Source organism: Streptomyces flaveus (assembly GCF_014647675.1).
GTDB classification, from domain to species: Bacteria; Actinomycetota; Actinomycetes; order Streptomycetales; family Streptomycetaceae; genus Streptomyces; species Streptomyces flaveus.
In genome coordinates, this window is sequence record NZ_BMPQ01000030.1 from 61,740 (window position 1) to 77,612 (window position 15,873).

The following is a 15,873-nucleotide window of genomic DNA, read 5'->3' on the forward strand; positions in this document are numbered from 1 at the left end:
TCACCCGCCGATCAGCGTTCGTGCGGCGCCCTGCATGACCGCGGCCCCGCACCCGGTGGTGTCCACCAGGGCGCGGGCCGCGGGGAGTCCACCGACCAGCACGCTCGTACTGCCCGCGATCAGGGGTGAACTGGCCGGGTGCGAAGGGGTTATGGGGCAGGCATGGAGATCACCGGCGACCGCGGCAGGCAGCCCCTCGACGAACACGCCGACCGCACGCGGCGGTGGCACGAGGGCACCGCCGTGCGTCGTCGGGTCACCGATGCGGGCCGCGGCGGGCATCAGCCCACCCCCGTCGAGACGGACGGCAGGGCCGACACCGGCGGATTGAGGTGAACGGGGTTGCCGGAGATGGTGACGCCCGAGGTGGCCTGCAGTTTGATGCTCGCGCCCTCGATGGAGACCTCGCCCATGGGCGCCTGGAGGGAGATATTGCCCTGCGGTGAAGTGATCGAGATCCGCTGGCCGTCGGTCTCGATGACCACCCGGGCCCGGGGCGAGGGGCCGCCCGCGGCGATGGTGACCTGCTTGGTGGCGTCGTCCAGGGTGATCTCCAGGCCGCCGTGGCTCGCCACGGTCAGTTTCTCCTGGCCGTCGGTGTCGTCGAACCGCACCAAGTGGCCCGTCTTGCTGCGCAGTTCGCGGATGTTCCGTTCCGGCGAGGCCTGCGGCGGCGGATCCTTGGGGTTCCACAGGAAGCCGACCACGACGGGATACGCCGTGTCTCCGTGCCGGAAGGCGACCAGGACCTCGTCATTCACCTCCGGCAGCAGGTAGCTGCCGCGCCGCTGCCCGGCCCACGGCACGGCGATCTGCGCCCAGGCCGACTCCACCCGCTCCGAAAGCAGTGGCAGCTGGACCTTGACGCGGCCGAGGTGCTGCTCGTCGTCGACCGCGGTGACCACGCCGATGGTGACGCCGAGAACCGGCTGGGCGGTCGCGTCCAGGTCGCTGGCATAGGTCCGGTATTGGCCCTGCAGCAGTCCCATGAGATCCAGTTCGGGCATCAGATGACCTCCCGGCGCACTTGGAACGCCGTGCGATAGCCGTTGGTGTCAAGGGTGTGCACCACTGAGGTGAGCCGGTAGGTGGCTCCGCTGAAGCGGTTGCCGACCGAGGCGATGGAGAGCGTGCGGCCCACCCGGAACCGGGGGTCGCCCAGGGCGCTGCCTTTCGCCGTCACCCGGTTGTTGAGCTTGCGGCGCAGCTCGGCGACGGCGAACTTGATGGCGTCGACGGGGCTCTCCAGCGGAATGTCCGGTATCCCGATGCTCGCCTGCAGCTCCTCGCTCTGCTCACCGAGGACCGCGGGCCGCACCCGAGTCCTGATCCGCTCCCCGTCCCAGTCCACCTCCACGGACAGCTGGGTCTTGAGCGACTCCACCCACACCCGGGCCCGCACCCGCACGACTTGCCCGATGCTGGTGATCCGCGGCGCGAACTCGAGCAGCGACTCGCCCCAGCGCAGCTCGATCTCCGGAACGGGCAGCCGGGGCAGCGAAAGCCGGAAATTGAGAAAGGCCCCGTCGACCCACATGTCGAAGCCGTACTCGGTGGCGATCCGGCGCAGAAACGCGTAGTCGCTCTGCTTGTGCTGGAAGCGAGGCCGCTTGCTGAAGGCAGCCCCGAGCCCGGTGGCGATCGATGCGGCGACATCGGGCAGCGCGATCAGCCCGTTCTCGGCGGCGACGATCGAGGCGATCACCGCATCGGTCAGATAGAAGGGGAAGCCGCGCTCCTTGGTGCCTTCGCTGAGCCGGCTGGTGGCGTCGTGCCCACTGACCAGGAGCACCGGCATGCCGGTCGCCGGCAGGGTCGTCTCCAGGCCCGTGACGGTTCCGGAGAAGACCCGGTGGATCCCCGACGGCCGATATCCCAGGGCGAGTTGGAGCGAGGTGTCGAGATCGAGCAGCGGCCGATCGAGGATCCCGAGATCCGGATCGGCGAACTCGATCTCCACCCGGTTGGCGCCCTCGAGGGCCTCCTCGAAACGTACGCCCATGATCCGCGCCCGTAGCTCCGCCGGGACCGGCTGCCCGTCCAGGGCCAGTTCGAAGTCCGGCACGTAGTGGGTGTCGCCCGGGGCCGCGGCTGGGGCGGTCATGAGTACACCTCGCCGGTGACCGGATCGCGGTACGGCAGTCGAGGCACGGTCAACACCGTCCCGACCGGAAGCCGCCGCGGTGCGATGACCCCATTGGCCAGCGCGATCGGGCGCCACTTGGCCGGATCGCCGTAGAACCGGCGGGCGACGGCGGCCAGGGTCTCACCGCTGCCCACCTCGTGGCGCCGGCTGTAGTCGGCGGTCTGCCGCTTGACCTCCTTGGCCTCCGTCAGCTCACTGGTCCACTCATTGATGGTGATTTCCAGCTGCGCCCGGACCGGCACCCCGGACTCCAGGAACATCGTGAACCGCTGCTGTACCTGGGCCAGCACACCGGTGAAGGTGAGATCACCCCAGGCGAAGAGGATCACCGGCGGCGCATGGGTCTCTGGATCGATCGCCATCAGGTCGACCACCGGGCGGGTCAGTACGCGGACATCGCTGAGCGGTGGATTGATCTGCGTCCCCGCATGGCGATGGGCCTCGTAGGTGTCGAAGAACAGCTCCATCTCCAGGGTGCGCAGATTGCCGCTGACGAACTGCAGCAAGGGGGCGCCGAGTCCGGGTACCGCGGCCTGCGCGAAGTTGTTGGCCTTGCCGATCCGGTACTCGCTCGGATTGAAGAGAACCTCGATGCCGTCGTCGGCACCGATACGGGTGATCTTCGCGTGCTCGAGTGCCATCTCAGCTCCTCCCGAAGCGCTCGCGCTGGGCGATGGCGCGGCGCTCGATGCGGCTCAGCACCTGGTCGGTGAGGCGGTCGAGGTCGGGGGTGGGTGGGGGAGCGGGGTCCCCGACGGCCGGTGGAGCGGGCTGTGGCGGGCGCGGATCTGGATGCCGTACGGCGCCCGGGTGCGGGACCGGTGGGCCGGTGGGGTTGGCGGTCGTGCGGACTACGAGTGGGGGGCGTCGGGTGCGGTGCGGGAGGCTGATCGCTTCAGGCGCCGGGGAGCTGGGTCGGTTGGGTGTCCTGTTAGGGGCCGGCCTGGGCTCCCGTGTCAGGTGCGGCTGGTGGATGCGCTCGTGGACGTACAACCGAATGTGCCTGACGGTGAGCGAGGCTCGGAGCGTGGGCGGCGAGGGTGGATGCGGCGGGCGAGGGGCGGGGGGTGGCGTCCCGGCCCGGATCAGTCGCGCGGGTTGCCGCTGTTCCTCCGGGGTCGGGCCGGGTGGCTGCCCGTGGATCACCGTTCGTGTCACCAACTGCCGTACAAATAGCGTTGTTTGATGCCGGTTTTGTACGAGGATGCGCGCGCCCGTCGACTGCCGGCGCTGCTCTCCGAGGTGTCGGAAGACGAATGCTGTCGCGGCCGGGTGCAGGGCGATGACGCTGCCCGTGCCGAGGACCGGGCGCCAGCGCACCAGGCGGCGGGCCATGCCGTGGCCCGTTGCCGGACGCAGTGTCCGTACAGCGCACCGGAAGCCGTTGATTCGCCCGGACCAGCCACTGCCCACGCAGCTCACCGTCCTGGTCCTCAGGCCCAACATCCCCTCATTCATGGGTCGTCGCCTCGTTCATCCGCTGGTTGATGCGGGAGATCCCGGACACCCAGCGCCGCCGCTCGGCATGTTCGAGGGCCATGATGTCCTCCAGACTCCAGTGGAAGTGGTAGGCGACGAAGGCCACCTCCTCGTACAGCTCCGCGAGAGGGTGACCTACGATCTGCCCGCCGCCGTACGCCCCACCTCGAATCGGTGCCTGCAGCTCGGGCATTCGACGGCCAGGGCGGCCGAGTCGTCACCGTTGAGCTCGTTGTAGAGGTCCTGCAGAAAGGCCACGTCAGCGGCGAAGAGCCGTTCGATCAGCGGCGGAGTGATCAGCTTGACCGTGCCGAGCCGGGTCACGACCCGGGAGAGCACGATCACCGTCAGATACGCCGGGTTCTTCTGGACCGTACTCTCCTTGAGGGGCAGGATCTCGTCCGCCGCGGTGGCCAGGCGCATCACACCCTCGCGGTGCAGGGTGCCCTCCTCGTCCAGATAGCCGCGGGGAAGCGTGAACTCGCGCTCGGTCTGCAGCATCATCACGCCCGCTCCAGCCGCTCGACCGCCAGCTCAAAGGTCTCGATGGCGATGTCACTGTTCTCGGAGTTGAGCGCCGGTCCCTCCCAGCGCTGCGGCCAGGCGTCGAAGAAGTTCCAGCGGGCCTTCTCCTCGCCCTTGCGGTCCAGGAGCACGATGGAGCCGTTGCGGCGCTGGATGTCGCCGTTGACCGCGGCCAGATGCCACTCGTACAGCTCGAGGTCGTCGGTGATCCCGCGGCGCAGCACCACATTGCCGTACTTGGTCAGTCCGGCCAGCTTCGCCGGATACGGCGCCCCGCCCTCGCGGTGCTCGATCAGATCGATCGAGGAGCTGAAGCCGGTGCACTCCTGGAACGCCGCCCGGGTCAGGCCGTTCATGGTGACGAGAAAGTTGAAGCTGGTGAGCGGATCCACCCGCTGTGCGGTCGGCGCCATGGCGGCCTCCTTGGTCTGCGACTGCTGTCTGCGGCTGCTACTGGCTCTCGGAGATCTCCGAGCCGCCCTGCCAGATACCGATCCGGATGACGATGAACTCCGCGGGATACGTGGGCTTCACGCCGATCTCGATCACGAGTCGGCCGAGCGCGCGCTCGCTCTCCGGGTTGAGCACCTCGTCGATGCGGACGTAGAAGGCGTCTCTGGCGGTGGCACCGAAGAGCGCGCCGTCCCGCCATGCCTTGGTGAGGAAGTCGCCGATGGTGCGGCGTAACTCCTGCCAGAGAGCGAGGTTGTTGGGCTGGAAGACGGCCCACTGGATGCTCTCCTCGATGGACTTCTCCAGATAGATGAAGAGCCGGCGGATGTTCACGTACTGCCAGTTCGCGTTCCTCTTGGAGTCGGCGGTGGTCCGCGCGCCCCACACCAGAGGGGTCGCCTGGCCCGGGAAGACGCGCAGCACATTGACGCCCGCCCCGTTCAACGGCGCCTGCTGGGCGTTGCTGAGCAGCCGCTCCAGGCCGAGGGCGCCGTTTAGCGTGGCATTGGCTGGGGCGGTGTGTACGCCGTCTGTCGCGTCCGTACGGGCGTAGACGCCGGCCACATGGCCCGACGGGGGCCAGAGTTCGAGGCGCCGGGTCAGCGGGTTGCGGGCCCGGATCCACGGGTAGTACAGGGCGCCGAAACCCAGGTTCTCGCCGTGCACCCCGTTGGCCTGGGCGATCACTTCGTTGTTCGTCGAGTCCCCCCGCGGGATCGGGGCGGAGTCCAGGATCGCCACCCGGTCCTTCTTCTGCTCGCAGTACGTGACGAGCGCCGCTTGGGCTTCTCGGCTGGTGGCGCCGGGGATGCAGACGATGTCGATCTCGCCGTAGGGGTCGAGGCGGGTCAGCTCGTCCGTGGGGTCGTTCGTCAGGTCCGACCAGGCGACCGGGCGGTCGTCGTCCTTGCCGTCGATCAGGCGCGTCCAAACCTGGACCTGCTTCGGACGGGGATCGTCGGCAGGCGCCTCCGGCGGGGGTACGTGTTCCCGGACGGTGATGAGGTTGGAAGTGACGGCACTTTCGGAGTAGTTGGGGTGCTCGGGGTTCATCGAGAGATGGTCGTACGTCACCGGCAGGCCCCCCTTGCGCACGATCAGATCGAACTCCAGGGAGGCGACTCGGGGTGGGGCGCCGGTCGTCACGAATTTGCGCGACAGACCTCGGTCCAGGGTGATGCTGCCCCAGCCGCTGTGCGTGGTGGTCGACTCGACGGTGCGGTAGTCCGGATTCGCGGGGCCCTTACTGATGGTCACCGTGGCGCCGCGCGGTAGGGCGCGGTCGAGGCGTACGTCGTCGGGTAGCTCGACCAGTAGGTCACGTCGGCCCGGTGGCAGATCGACGGAGCGCAGCGTGCCATTGGCGTAGGTTGCCGCGCCGAGCACGGGGTCGGCCAGCACCACTTTGTCGTTGTCGGGCGTGCCCGCCACGGTGCTCTCGTGGCGGGGCGCGACGTGTGGGTCTTCTGAGTCGTCCAGCCAGACCTGTTCTCCCACCAGGAAACCGGCGTTGTTCACAACGGGGATTGTCGCTCGGTCGGCGGCCACCACCGGCAGTCCCACTGCGCTGACCTTCCTTGCAACATGGTGCACAGCCAGGTCCGGGCCCGCTCCCGCCAACACATCGGCGAGCAGGCTGGAGTGGCGTACCTCCACCTCGATCGCGTCGCCCCCCACGCCTTCCTCGACGGCTTCGATGTCCAGCACCGGCTCGCTCTTCGCGCCTTGCCCCTGCAGCTCGAGGGAGGAGTACCCCGCCGTAGAGGCCCGCAGAATGAAGCAGTCCTGGCCGCCGTTGAGGAAGAACCCGTAGACCGCAGGGGCGAGATACCCGGCCGGCCGCTCGGCCAGGAAGTCGCCGAACTCCGCCTTGAAGGCGTCCCAGCTGTTGATCCGGGTCGGCCGGTTCGACGGGCCGCGTTTCGCGGTGCCGAGGAAGGCGACCGTGCTGGTGCTGATGCCCGCGATGGGGCTGCCGGGCGTGAACTCCTCGATGTAGACGCCCGGATAGCCGGCCTGGGTCATGCTGCATCACTCCTGGTTCCGTCCGGCCCGCATCAGGGCAGGGCGAGGTCGTAGCGTCCGGTCGGCGAGGGCACGGTGATCGGGGTGGTCGCCGGCGGCTCGTCGTGGTGCGGGGCCCGCAGCCGCAACCGGTAGGTGCCGGGCGCCACATCGAGGAAGGTGAACTCCCCGCGTCCGTTGGTCCGGGTCGCCGCCATCGGGGCGAGGCCCACGGTCTCCAGCTGCACCCAGGCGCCGGCGACGGGAACCGGCGGGGCGAGCCCCGTGTCCCGTACGACCCCCGCGATCTGGATCCGGGTCTCCGCGCTGCCGGGCTCGCCGGCGACCCGGTACTCGGTGAACCGTGTCGTCACCTCCGGCGCGACGGCCTCGGCCGCCCGCGCCACCGCGGTGGTCACGATCAGCAGGATCACCGGACGCCAGCGGTGCCCTTCCCCCATCGAGCCCCAGAAGTCGGCGAGTTCGGGGAAACCGCCCGGCGGCGCCACCTCGATCGGCAACTCGCCGTCCGCCGTGGTCAGCACCTGTGCCTGAATCAGCACGGACACAGCTTCGCTGAGCACCGTGTGCTCGGCCTGGGTGGCGGTCCTGCGGTCGGACGACGCACTCCAGGCCGAGATCAGATAGTGCCAGTCGACCCGCGCCGGGGCCTGCCGCCGGACCGTCCGGCCTGCCTGTACGGAGCTCACCCGCTCGTTGGACCGCAGTGCCCGGTTCTCACGCACATCGACGAGATAGACATTGAGCGCCAGTTTGGGCGCCAGCGGGGTGATGTCACGGGCCCAGTCGATGTCCGGCGGCCCGAAACCGAGCTGTTCCGGTGCGACTCCGCCGGGCCCACCGGCTCCCAGCGAGGTCATCCGTTCCGTGAACAGCTCCCGCAGCGCGACATCGGTCTCCGTCTCCATCGCATTCACCACTCCGCCCGCGCGGCCACACCACGAATGGCATCGGCCAGCTGCTCCGGCTCCAGCTCACCGAGCAACTCCCGGTGCGGCCGCAGCCCGTACAACGTGGTCCGCACCCCGTCCCTGGAGACCGCGAGCACCTGTACCCGCGGCCGCTGCTCTAGCAACTCCCGGCATTCGGGGGCCAGTTGCAGGGACTCCTGCCCGAACACCACGACCTGAGCGGCATCCCGGTCGACAGCCTCGACCAACGGCACCCGGCGCGGATGCGCCCTGACCACGGTCATCCCGGGACTGGCGTCGATGACGTCCTGGAGAATCTGCCGCAGCAGCTGCGGCATGTCGATCAGCACGACCCTGATGTCGGCCACGTCGGTTCCCTCCGCAGCGGAGTCCCGAGTCTGGTCCGGGGCGGGGGAGTTCGGTATGGGCCTTGGGGGCTACTTTGGATTCAGGGTGGGTGTGGATCCCCGGGAGCGGAGGTCTTCTTCTTCTTGGGCTTCGCCGCAGCGGCCTGGTTGGCGATGATGTAGTCGTTCATCTTGTGTGTCAGCTCAGCGATGATCTCCTGCTCGAAGCGGTAGGCCTGCTCAGACCATGCCGGGTCGATGTCCTCGTCCCTGAACTTGCGCCACTGGGAGGGAAGAAGGCCCTGCTTCGAGTAGTTCTGGGGGGCTGGGAACGCCGCGATGTTTCCCTCGTAGGTGAGCAGTGCGCTGATCTGCTCGTTGGTCAGCAGATTGATCCGCTGGGGGCCAATGATCTCGTTGAGTATGTACGTCACCGGTACGAAGTGGTCGGGTTGCAGGACCCCTGGGCTGTCCATCCACTCGTTCTTCACCGGATCCAGATAGATGGGGAGGTCGCGGAAGAGCGCGCGGAGCTCGGGCGTCATGCGGAAGACGCCGCGACGGACCTTGAGGAGGGGGACCTTCTTGGCGAGTTCGAGCGGCGTTCGCTCCTCCTCGGGCTCGGCGACCGGGGGCGGCGTCGTGCGTGCGGGCGGGAAGTACCGTGGCCCGCCGCCCTCGGCTCGGGGGGCGGTCATCGGGCCGGAGGACGGAGCCCCTGGAGCTGTCAGGCCCCCGGACTGCTCCCTGGACCGCTCGCCGGGGAGGCGCAGGGGGGTCGGGTCGTCGAGGGCGTCACCTGACGGCCGGGCCTGCTGGGTCGGTTCGGAACCGGTCGCAGCGCGGGGCGCCGTGGCTGGTTCCGGCGCGGTCGTGGCGGCCGGAGCGTCGGCGGACCGCCTCTTGGAGCCGACGCTGGGTATCGGATCCGGCGCGTAGGCCTGGAAAGTGGACTGCGGTTCGGCGCCGTTCCCGGTCGTCCAGCCGGACGGGGTGGTGTCGTGGGCAGGACGGGGCGGGGTTTGGGTTTCGGGGAGCAGAGACGTCCAGATGGGAGGCGTATTGACGCTTCCTGAGGCAGCTGCGGTCATTCCTGGACCGGCCGCACGGCCTCCGGATCCACGGCTTCCGGATCGCCGGGGCCCAGACCCCTGCACGGTGAAGCCCTCCCGTTCGAAGTCCAGATTCCGCTGCGGGGTGGTCGACAGGGGTGGGGGCTCATGGCTCTGCTCGAAGGCGGACAGCCTCCGCGCCATGTCCAGGCCCTGGCTCCGTCTGTAGGCGGACACCGCCCGTTCCATCTCCTGGCTCGACTTGGAGGTGACCAGTAGCTGATCCGTTCGCGCCAGAGGGCCGGGACTCTCGTCCGCCGATGCCCGGCGTACCGGATCCGGCCCGGGCTTGGGCTCCGGAATCGCCGCGAGCTGCCGCTCGATCGCGTCAAGCACGGCCTCCCGCTCGCGTGGCACCGACTCGCCCAGCTCCTGCCGCCGTTTCCTGAACTCCGTACGCCGCCTGTGCAGCGAGTACAGGAGCTCCGGTGCTGCCATGGCCATGCGCCCGAGGCCGTACCACTGGCTCGCCGCGTTCAGGAAGTCGAAGGTGTCGAGGACGCCCTCGAATTTGTTCTCCTTCAGCCAGTCGCGGTTCTCGTCGACGAGCGGTGCGGCCGCCGCGAGGGCGAGCGATGCCCGGTCTCCCCACAGCAGGGCCTTGCCGAGCTTCGTCGTCGCGCCGGCGGCTCCGCCCGCGATGCCCGTGCCGATGCTGCCCGTAAGCTGCACCTTCCTCGTGGCGTTCTGCAGGAACTCCTGGTGCAACTGGAGCAGACCCCGGGCCGGCATGGGCTGTAGGCGGCCCCCCTGGTCGTAGCGGCGCACGGCGATGATCTCGTCGGGGTCGAGGTCGACCGTCACGGCGTTGAACCTCTTGAGTCCCTGCCACTCCTCGGGATAGTCGGTCACGGTCGTGCTGCGCAGCCGCACCCGCAGCTTGCCCCCGGGGATGAACCATGCCTCCAGGGGAGACTGCGGGGACTTGTTGAAGTTCTGCATCTGGAAGGGGAGGAAAGGGACCTTCTCCGGGTGGGCGGCGGCCTCGGCCCATCGCTCGACCGGCGTCGCGGACAGCCGCGCCTGCATGACGCGGGCCGCCCCCTTCATCAGCTGGTCCGAGTCGTCCAGGAGGGGAATGGGGAGTGCGCCACGGAACAGGCCGCCGACCGGCCCTGTCATGCCCGCGGTGAGGTGTCTGTGCAGAAGATCGAGCAGGCGGCGCCCGTCGGGAGTGCCGGCCAGCTGCTTCAGGGGGAGTGATGAGGAGAGCATGGGGGATCGCATGATGGCCGCCGCCACCCGTTCGGGATTGTCCGAGCCTTCGAGCGCGTCCGCGATCTCTCCGTGACTACGGGTGTGTTCGCAGATGGCGTGGGCGAGTTCTGCCCCCTCCTGGTTCGGGACCCGATCCCGGACCAAGGTGTAGTTGCTGTGCCCCGTGATCGTCGAGCCGGCCCAGGCCGCGTACCCCGAGGCCCGTTCGAGCAGGGAAGGATCCGTCGGCGCCGCCTCCTCCTCGGCGAGCTCCCCAGGCACACCCTGGAGTTCAGCCGCGCGGCGCAGTTCCTGTTCCCTGTTGAGCCCCGCTATCTCGCGTTCCTCCCCCTCGACGAGGCCCCGCTGGTCCGGACTGAGCATCGAGAGAGCCTTGGCGCGGTCCCTGTCCCAGGGCAGATCGGGATAGCGCAACCGGCCGAGCACCGGCGGCGCCGGCTGCACCGCCCCCGCCGGCGCGCTGCCCGGTGTCGGGGTGGCTCCGCCCGCGACCGTCGCATCCGCCTCGGCCTCCGCCCGGCCCGCGGCCAAGGGAGTCCCAGCAGGCCCCCGCTGCTGCACCACATGTGCCAGCTCGTGCGTCAGCAGCCGAGCCCCGGCCGCGCTGTCCGGGCGGTGCTCGCCCTGTGCCAGGTAGATGTGCTCGCCCTGGGTGACCGCTGGAGCGCCCAGCTCCCGCGGTGACCTGGCATCGACATGCAGGCGTACGTCGGTGAAGTCGGCGCCGAGTCTGGATTCGAGCCGCGAGCGGAGCCCGGGCTCCAAGGGTTGGCCCAGGAGCGCCCCCACGGCGCGGTTGCCGTAGGCGCGTTGGGTTGCAGGCAGCGAGGCCCGCACGCTGGGAGGCTGGGTACGCGACGGCGCCGGGTGCGTGGTGGTGCGTTCGCTGTCCTTGGATGTCGTACGCCCATGAGTCCTCACCCCGCATCACCCTCCAGGTCCCCGACGAAGACCCGCCCCGCCTTCTCGTACTCACGGCGCACCGCATGCAGCACCAGCGCGCTCGTCACCGCAGAGCCCCGCGCGGCCGCCAGGTAGGCCGCGCCGAGGGCGACGTTCTTGATCTCCGCCCCGCTGAGCATGAACCGGTGCGCGAAGGCGCTGTGGTCGAGCTCCTCGGCCAGCGGAACGCCCGCGGGGAAGACGCGTTCCCAGATGCGGTGGCGCTGGAGCGTGTCGGGGAACGGAAAGCGCACGACGAACCCCAGCCGGCGCAGAAACGCCTCATCAAGGTTCTCGATGCGGTTGGTGGCGAGGATGGCCAGGCCCTCGTACGTCTCCATCTTCTGCAGGAGATACGACACTTCGATGTTGGCGTACCGGTCGTGGGCGTCCCTGACCTCGGAGCGCTTGCCGAAGAGTGCGTCGGCCTCGTCGAAGAGGAGTGCCGCGTTGGCGTTCTCGGCGGTACGGAAGATGCGGTCGAGGTTCTTCTCGGTCTCGCCGATCCATTTGCTGACGATGCCGGAGAGGTCGATCCGATAGAGGTCGATGCCGAGTTCGCGGGCGACGATCTCGGCGGCCATGGTCTTGCCCGTGCCCGGCGGGCCCGCGAAGAGCGCACTGACGCCCCGGCCCAGCGAGAGTCTGGCTCCGAAACCCCAGTCGGACAGCACGAGTTCACGCCGGGCGACCCGGTCGCAGAGTTCCCGCAGCTGGTCGAGGGCGTCCGGGGGCAGCACTATGTCGCCCCACCGGTGGACCGGCTCGATCTTGTCGGCGAGCGGGCCGAGCTGGTGGGCCGAGCGGGCGCGGGCGACCGCGAAGAGGGCCTCCAGGGCGGTGGCGTCGGCCCGGCGGGGGAGTTGGCCGGCCAGCGTCGCGGCCTCGGTGATCTGCCACGGAGTGAGGCGGAACCGGTCGGCGAGCAGACCCAGTTCGCCGTCCGGCAACTCCAGGCCATTGCGGTCGAGTTCCGTGCGCCAGAGCGTGCGGCGCCGGGGTGCGTCGGGCAGCGGGCAGAGAGCGCTGATCACCGCGGCCGGTGGCTCGCCGTCCACGCCCTGAAGTGCGGGCCAGGGCTCGGCGCCCGCCAGGACGACCGTGGCATGCGAGTGGGTGAGGTGGCGTACGAAGCCATAGAGTTCGGCGGTGCGGGCCGCGGTGAGCAGGGTGTCGACGCCGCCGACGAAGCAAACCGCGTCCCTGAACTCGGCCTCCTGGAACAGCAGTCGGGCCAGATCTTCGGGGAATTGGCCGGTGAGAGTCAGATCCGCCGCGAGCAGCGGACGGCCGGCCCCCAGAGCGGCCAGCTCGGCGACCTGGCGGTGCCCCGAGCCCGGCAGCCCCTGAAGGTGCACCCGCAGGGGGACCTGCTTTCCCGCCGCCTCGGTCAATGCCTCGGTCAGCTGTCGCAGTTCGGGCGCCAACTCATTCTGGAACGCGGTGGGGTCAAGCAGTGAGGTGAACTCGGCCAGCCGGGAATCCGGGCCGGCGCCCCCGGTCAGGAAGGTCACGATCTGCGCGTCGAGTGCCACGGTGTGCGCCAGTAGTGGCGTTCCGTGCGCCTCCGCACCGGTGTCCGGAATCAGCCGCACCACTTTGTTCCGCAGCAGCGGGGCGTCTCCCGTGAGGCGGTCCCGGCGGCGGACCTTCTCCTCGGGGGTCGAGCAGAGCAGATTGAGTACGAGGTCGACGGTGGGCCGCCGCTTGGTGGCGTCGTCCTGGAGATATGCGTACAACCGCTCGTAACGCAGGTCGAGTTCGGGTGCGAGCGCAATGACCACGACATCGAGATCGAAGCCGGACAGTCCGAACCGCTCCTGAAGGCTTCCCATCCGGGTGCCGGTGAAGCCGGGGCGGGGATGGGCGTCGGCGTCCACGGTGAGCAGCGGCTGCCCCGGCGGGCGGGCGAGCAGCCTCTCGACCTCTGCGAGGTCGATGTGCAGACCGCGGAAGGGATCGGACGCCGCGGTGGTGCCATAGGCCTGCTCAGCCAGGTCGATGGCGGCGGCGAGCAGCACATCGAGCCGGCCGAGCGCGGCCGACAGGCCCTCGTTCACTGCAGGCTCGGGCTGGACCGGCGCTCCGGCAGGCCCGAGCCGGCCGAGGGTGCGGGGCGGAGTCCAGGATGCGGCCCGGTAAGTCCCCGCGCCACAGCCACGGCATCCGCCCGCCGGGTCACCTGCAGCTTCTCCAGGATGTTGTGCACATGGTTCTTCACCGTCGCCAGCTGGATGCAGAGCGCCCGGCCCACTTCTTTGTTGGACAGTCCGCGCTCGATCAGTCCGAGCACCTCCAACTCCCGTACGGTGAGCCGAACATCGGGCCCGGCGCGATGCGTCGCGAGTGCGCCGACCCGGCGAAGCAGTGCCGAGGCGACCCGCGGTGAGCAGGGCATCTCGTTCCGGGTCACGCTCCGGACGATGGCGAAGAGATCGGAGAGGGAATCGTCCCGGGTGACGAACCCGGAAATCCCCGCTTCTGCCCAGGAGACGACATCGTCGTGGTCAGCGATGGAAAGGGCGATCACCTGCACCGTGCCCGGCCCCTGGGTGAGCTGCTGCACTGCGGCGACCTTCTCGGCGGGTGCTGCCTCGAGCAGCACGATGTCCGGACGCGCCACGGCAAGCAGCGGAACGGCGTCCTTCCAGTGCCGCAGATTTCCGACGACCTCGATATCGGCATGCGCGGCAAGTATCTGCGCAAGACCGTCCCGATACAGTCGGACCTCGGCGATCACCAAGATCCGGAGCATATGCACACCCCCCGACTCCTGTGCAGCAGACTGCCGGGGCGCCGCCATGTCAAGCCAAGTCCCGATAAATTCGACGAATTGGCGGCCAGGACTGGCCATATCCCTTACTCGGCCGCCGAGTTACCGTCCCCCTCTGGGAATCCGCACTTCAACACTGGTAACTGACGTATCGTCAATCACATCAGGAACCGGCTGAAGCCAACGGCCGCCGTGAACTTCACCGCTCGTGTCGGTCACGCTTGGCGGATACTCGCTGATGACGAGGGGCAGCACCGCATCATTTTCGGCGTCTGCGTGCTCGTCCGGGCCTGTCCGTGCCCCATGACGTCGCCGTGCTCGGCGTCGGGAACCTGAAGGAGGGGCTGATCACCAGACCCGCCCTGAGCACGGTCGGGCAGCCGCACCTGGACTTCACCGAGATGGTCGGGCTGCTGTTCGACAGGCTGGCGGCGGACCGCCGGAGGGGCGCGAGCTGGTGCTGCCCTGGACGTTCATCCGCCGCGGCTCGATCTGAGACGGTCGTGACCAGCTATGCGAACCGAAGGAGCGCCATGCCGGAACGGCCCCCGAACGTCATCGTCGTCTTCACCGACCAACAGCGCTGGGACACCACGGGGGCGCACGGCAACCCGCTCGGCCTGACGCCCAACTTCGACAGCATGGCGCGCACCGGTACGCACGCCGTGCAGGCGATCACCCCGCAGCCGGTGTGCGCCCCGGCGCGGGCGGCCCTCCAGACCGGGCAGTACCCGACGACCACCGGCTGCTTCCGCAACGGCATCCCCCTGCCCGAGCACAGCCGCACCCTCGCCCATCACTTCGGCGCGGCCGGCTACGCCACCGGCTATCTCGGCAAATGGCACCTGGCGGGCAGTGACCCCGTACCGCCCGAGGAGCGCGGCGGCTACGGCTCCTGGCTGGGCTCCAACACCCTGGAGTTCACCTCCGACGCGTACAGGACGGTCATGTACGACGAGGGCGGCAGGCCGGTTCTCCTGCCCGGCTACCGCTCCGACGCCCTGTTAGACGCGGCTGTACGCTACGCCGCCGACCATCACGCCGAGCCGTTCTACCTCTTCTGCTCCCTCATCGAGCCGCACCACCAGAACGAGGTGGACAGCTACCCGGCGCCGGACGGCTACGCGCAGCGCTACCAGGGCCGCTGGATGCCGCCCGACCTCGCCGCCCTGTCGGCCTCCGGCGGCTCGGCGCACCGCCACATCGGCGGCTACCTCGGGCAGATCCGCCGCGTCGACGAGGGGCTCGGCCGACTGCTGGACGCGCTGCGCAGCATGGACCTCCTCGACGACACGATCGTCGCGTTCACCTCCGACCACGGCAACCACTTCAAGACGCGCAACGACGAGTACAAGCGCTCCTGCCACGACAGCTCCGTGCGGGTGCCGCTCGCCGTGCGCGGACCCGGCTTCGACGGCGGCCGGGCGATCGACACCCCGGTCAGCACCATGGACCTTGCCCCGACACTGCTGGACGCCGCGGGGATCGGCGTGCCCGACGACATGCAGGGGCGGTCCTTCCTGCCCATGGTCCGCGATCCCGGGGCCGAGTGGCCGGACGAGGCGTACATCCAGATCAGCGAGGCCGAGTGCGGCAGGGCGATCCGCACCTCCCGCTGGAAGTACCACGTCAGCGCGCCCGACACCGACCCATGGCGCCGGCCGTCGGCGGACCGCTACATCGAGACCGCCCTGTACGACCTGGCCCACGACCCCTACGAGCTGGACAACCTCGTCGGCCTGGCCTCCCATCGGGACCTCGCCGACGACCTGCGCGAACGGCTGCTGCGCCGGATGGCGGAGGCGGATGAGCCCCCGGCGGTGATCGAGCCCGCCCCGGTGCGCACTCACCCCCAGCGCCGCGTGGACCCCGCCGTGCACGGCCTCACCCTGAAAGGTGCTCGCTTCGGTCACCAGCGGGGCTGAACGGCAGGCGGGGCGGG

The 15,873-nt window shown here is 69.4% G+C and carries 14 protein-coding genes; 1 reads left to right on the top strand and 13 read right to left on the bottom strand.

Annotation, left to right across the window (positions count from 1 at the left end; translation table 11 throughout):
- From IEZ21_RS37690 to IEZ21_RS37745, 13 genes are all read right to left on the bottom strand, one after another.
- Window positions 1-282, bottom strand: coding sequence for a PAAR domain-containing protein (locus IEZ21_RS37690; protein WP_189326330.1), 282 nt, complete (start codon window positions 280-282; stop codon window positions 1-3).
- Window positions 282-1,007 carry a phage baseplate assembly protein V gene (locus IEZ21_RS37695; RefSeq protein WP_189326331.1) on the bottom strand — a complete coding sequence of 242 codons (726 nt, stop codon included), beginning with the start codon at window positions 1,005-1,007 and terminating at the stop codon, window positions 282-284. The genes IEZ21_RS37690 and IEZ21_RS37695 overlap by 1 nt, the downstream gene beginning before the upstream one ends.
- Window positions 1,007-2,104 carry a phage late control D family protein gene (locus IEZ21_RS37700; protein WP_189326332.1) on the bottom strand — a complete coding sequence of 366 codons (1,098 nt, stop codon included), beginning with the start codon at window positions 2,102-2,104 and terminating at the stop codon, window positions 1,007-1,009. The genes IEZ21_RS37695 and IEZ21_RS37700 overlap by 1 nt, the downstream gene beginning before the upstream one ends.
- Window positions 2,101-2,787: a CIS tube protein gene (locus IEZ21_RS37705; protein WP_189326333.1), complete on the bottom strand. Its 687-nt coding sequence runs from the start codon at window positions 2,785-2,787 to the stop codon at window positions 2,101-2,103. The genes IEZ21_RS37700 and IEZ21_RS37705 overlap by 4 nt, the downstream gene beginning before the upstream one ends.
- An 809-nt stretch (window positions 2,788-3,596) precedes the next feature.
- A complete protein-coding gene (locus IEZ21_RS48535; RefSeq protein WP_373302354.1) occupies window positions 3,597-3,767 on the bottom strand; it encodes a DUF6760 family protein in 171 nt (56 codons plus the stop codon).
- Entirely contained in the window at window positions 3,761-4,129 is a 369-nt protein-coding gene (locus tag IEZ21_RS37710) for a phage tail assembly protein (protein ID WP_189326334.1), read from the bottom strand. The genes IEZ21_RS48535 and IEZ21_RS37710 overlap by 7 nt, the downstream gene beginning before the upstream one ends.
- The gene (locus tag IEZ21_RS37715) at window positions 4,129-4,563 is read right to left on the bottom strand and encodes a phage tail protein (RefSeq protein ID WP_189326335.1); all 435 of its coding nucleotides are present in this window, start codon (window positions 4,561-4,563) and stop codon (window positions 4,129-4,131) included. Before IEZ21_RS37715 ends, IEZ21_RS37710 begins: the two co-directional genes overlap by 1 nt.
- 37 nt (window positions 4,564-4,600) lie before the next feature.
- Window positions 4,601-6,628, bottom strand: a complete 2,028-nt coding sequence (locus IEZ21_RS37720) for a phage tail sheath subtilisin-like domain-containing protein (RefSeq protein WP_189326336.1) — start codon at window positions 6,626-6,628, stop codon at window positions 4,601-4,603.
- 32 nt (window positions 6,629-6,660) lie between these two features.
- Window positions 6,661-7,536 carry a Pvc16 family protein gene (locus IEZ21_RS37725; RefSeq protein ID WP_189326337.1) on the bottom strand — a complete coding sequence of 292 codons (876 nt, stop codon included), beginning with the start codon at window positions 7,534-7,536 and terminating at the stop codon, window positions 6,661-6,663.
- A gap of 5 nt (window positions 7,537-7,541) precedes the next feature.
- Window positions 7,542-7,907 (bottom strand): hypothetical protein, encoded by a 366-nt coding sequence (locus IEZ21_RS37730; protein ID WP_189326338.1) that lies wholly within the window; start codon window positions 7,905-7,907, stop codon window positions 7,542-7,544.
- 80 nt (window positions 7,908-7,987) lie between these two features.
- Entirely contained in the window at window positions 7,988-11,137 is a 3,150-nt protein-coding gene (locus IEZ21_RS37735) for an eCIS core domain-containing protein (RefSeq protein ID WP_213089405.1), read from the bottom strand.
- The gene (locus tag IEZ21_RS37740) at window positions 11,134-13,218 is read right to left on the bottom strand and encodes an AAA family ATPase (protein ID WP_189326340.1); all 2,085 of its coding nucleotides are present in this window, start codon (window positions 13,216-13,218) and stop codon (window positions 11,134-11,136) included. The genes IEZ21_RS37735 and IEZ21_RS37740 overlap by 4 nt, the downstream gene beginning before the upstream one ends.
- Entirely contained in the window at window positions 13,215-13,898 is a 684-nt protein-coding gene (locus tag IEZ21_RS37745) for a LuxR C-terminal-related transcriptional regulator (protein WP_246568559.1), read from the bottom strand. The genes IEZ21_RS37740 and IEZ21_RS37745 overlap by 4 nt, the downstream gene beginning before the upstream one ends.
- Window positions 13,899-14,227: 329 nt before the next feature.
- Here IEZ21_RS37745 and IEZ21_RS37750 point away from each other — a divergent pair, with 329 nt between their 5' ends.
- The gene (locus tag IEZ21_RS37750; RefSeq protein WP_246568545.1) at window positions 14,228-15,856 is read left to right on the top strand and encodes a sulfatase family protein; all 1,629 of its coding nucleotides are present in this window, start codon (window positions 14,228-14,230) and stop codon (window positions 15,854-15,856) included.
- Window positions 15,857-15,873 lie beyond the last annotated feature (17 nt).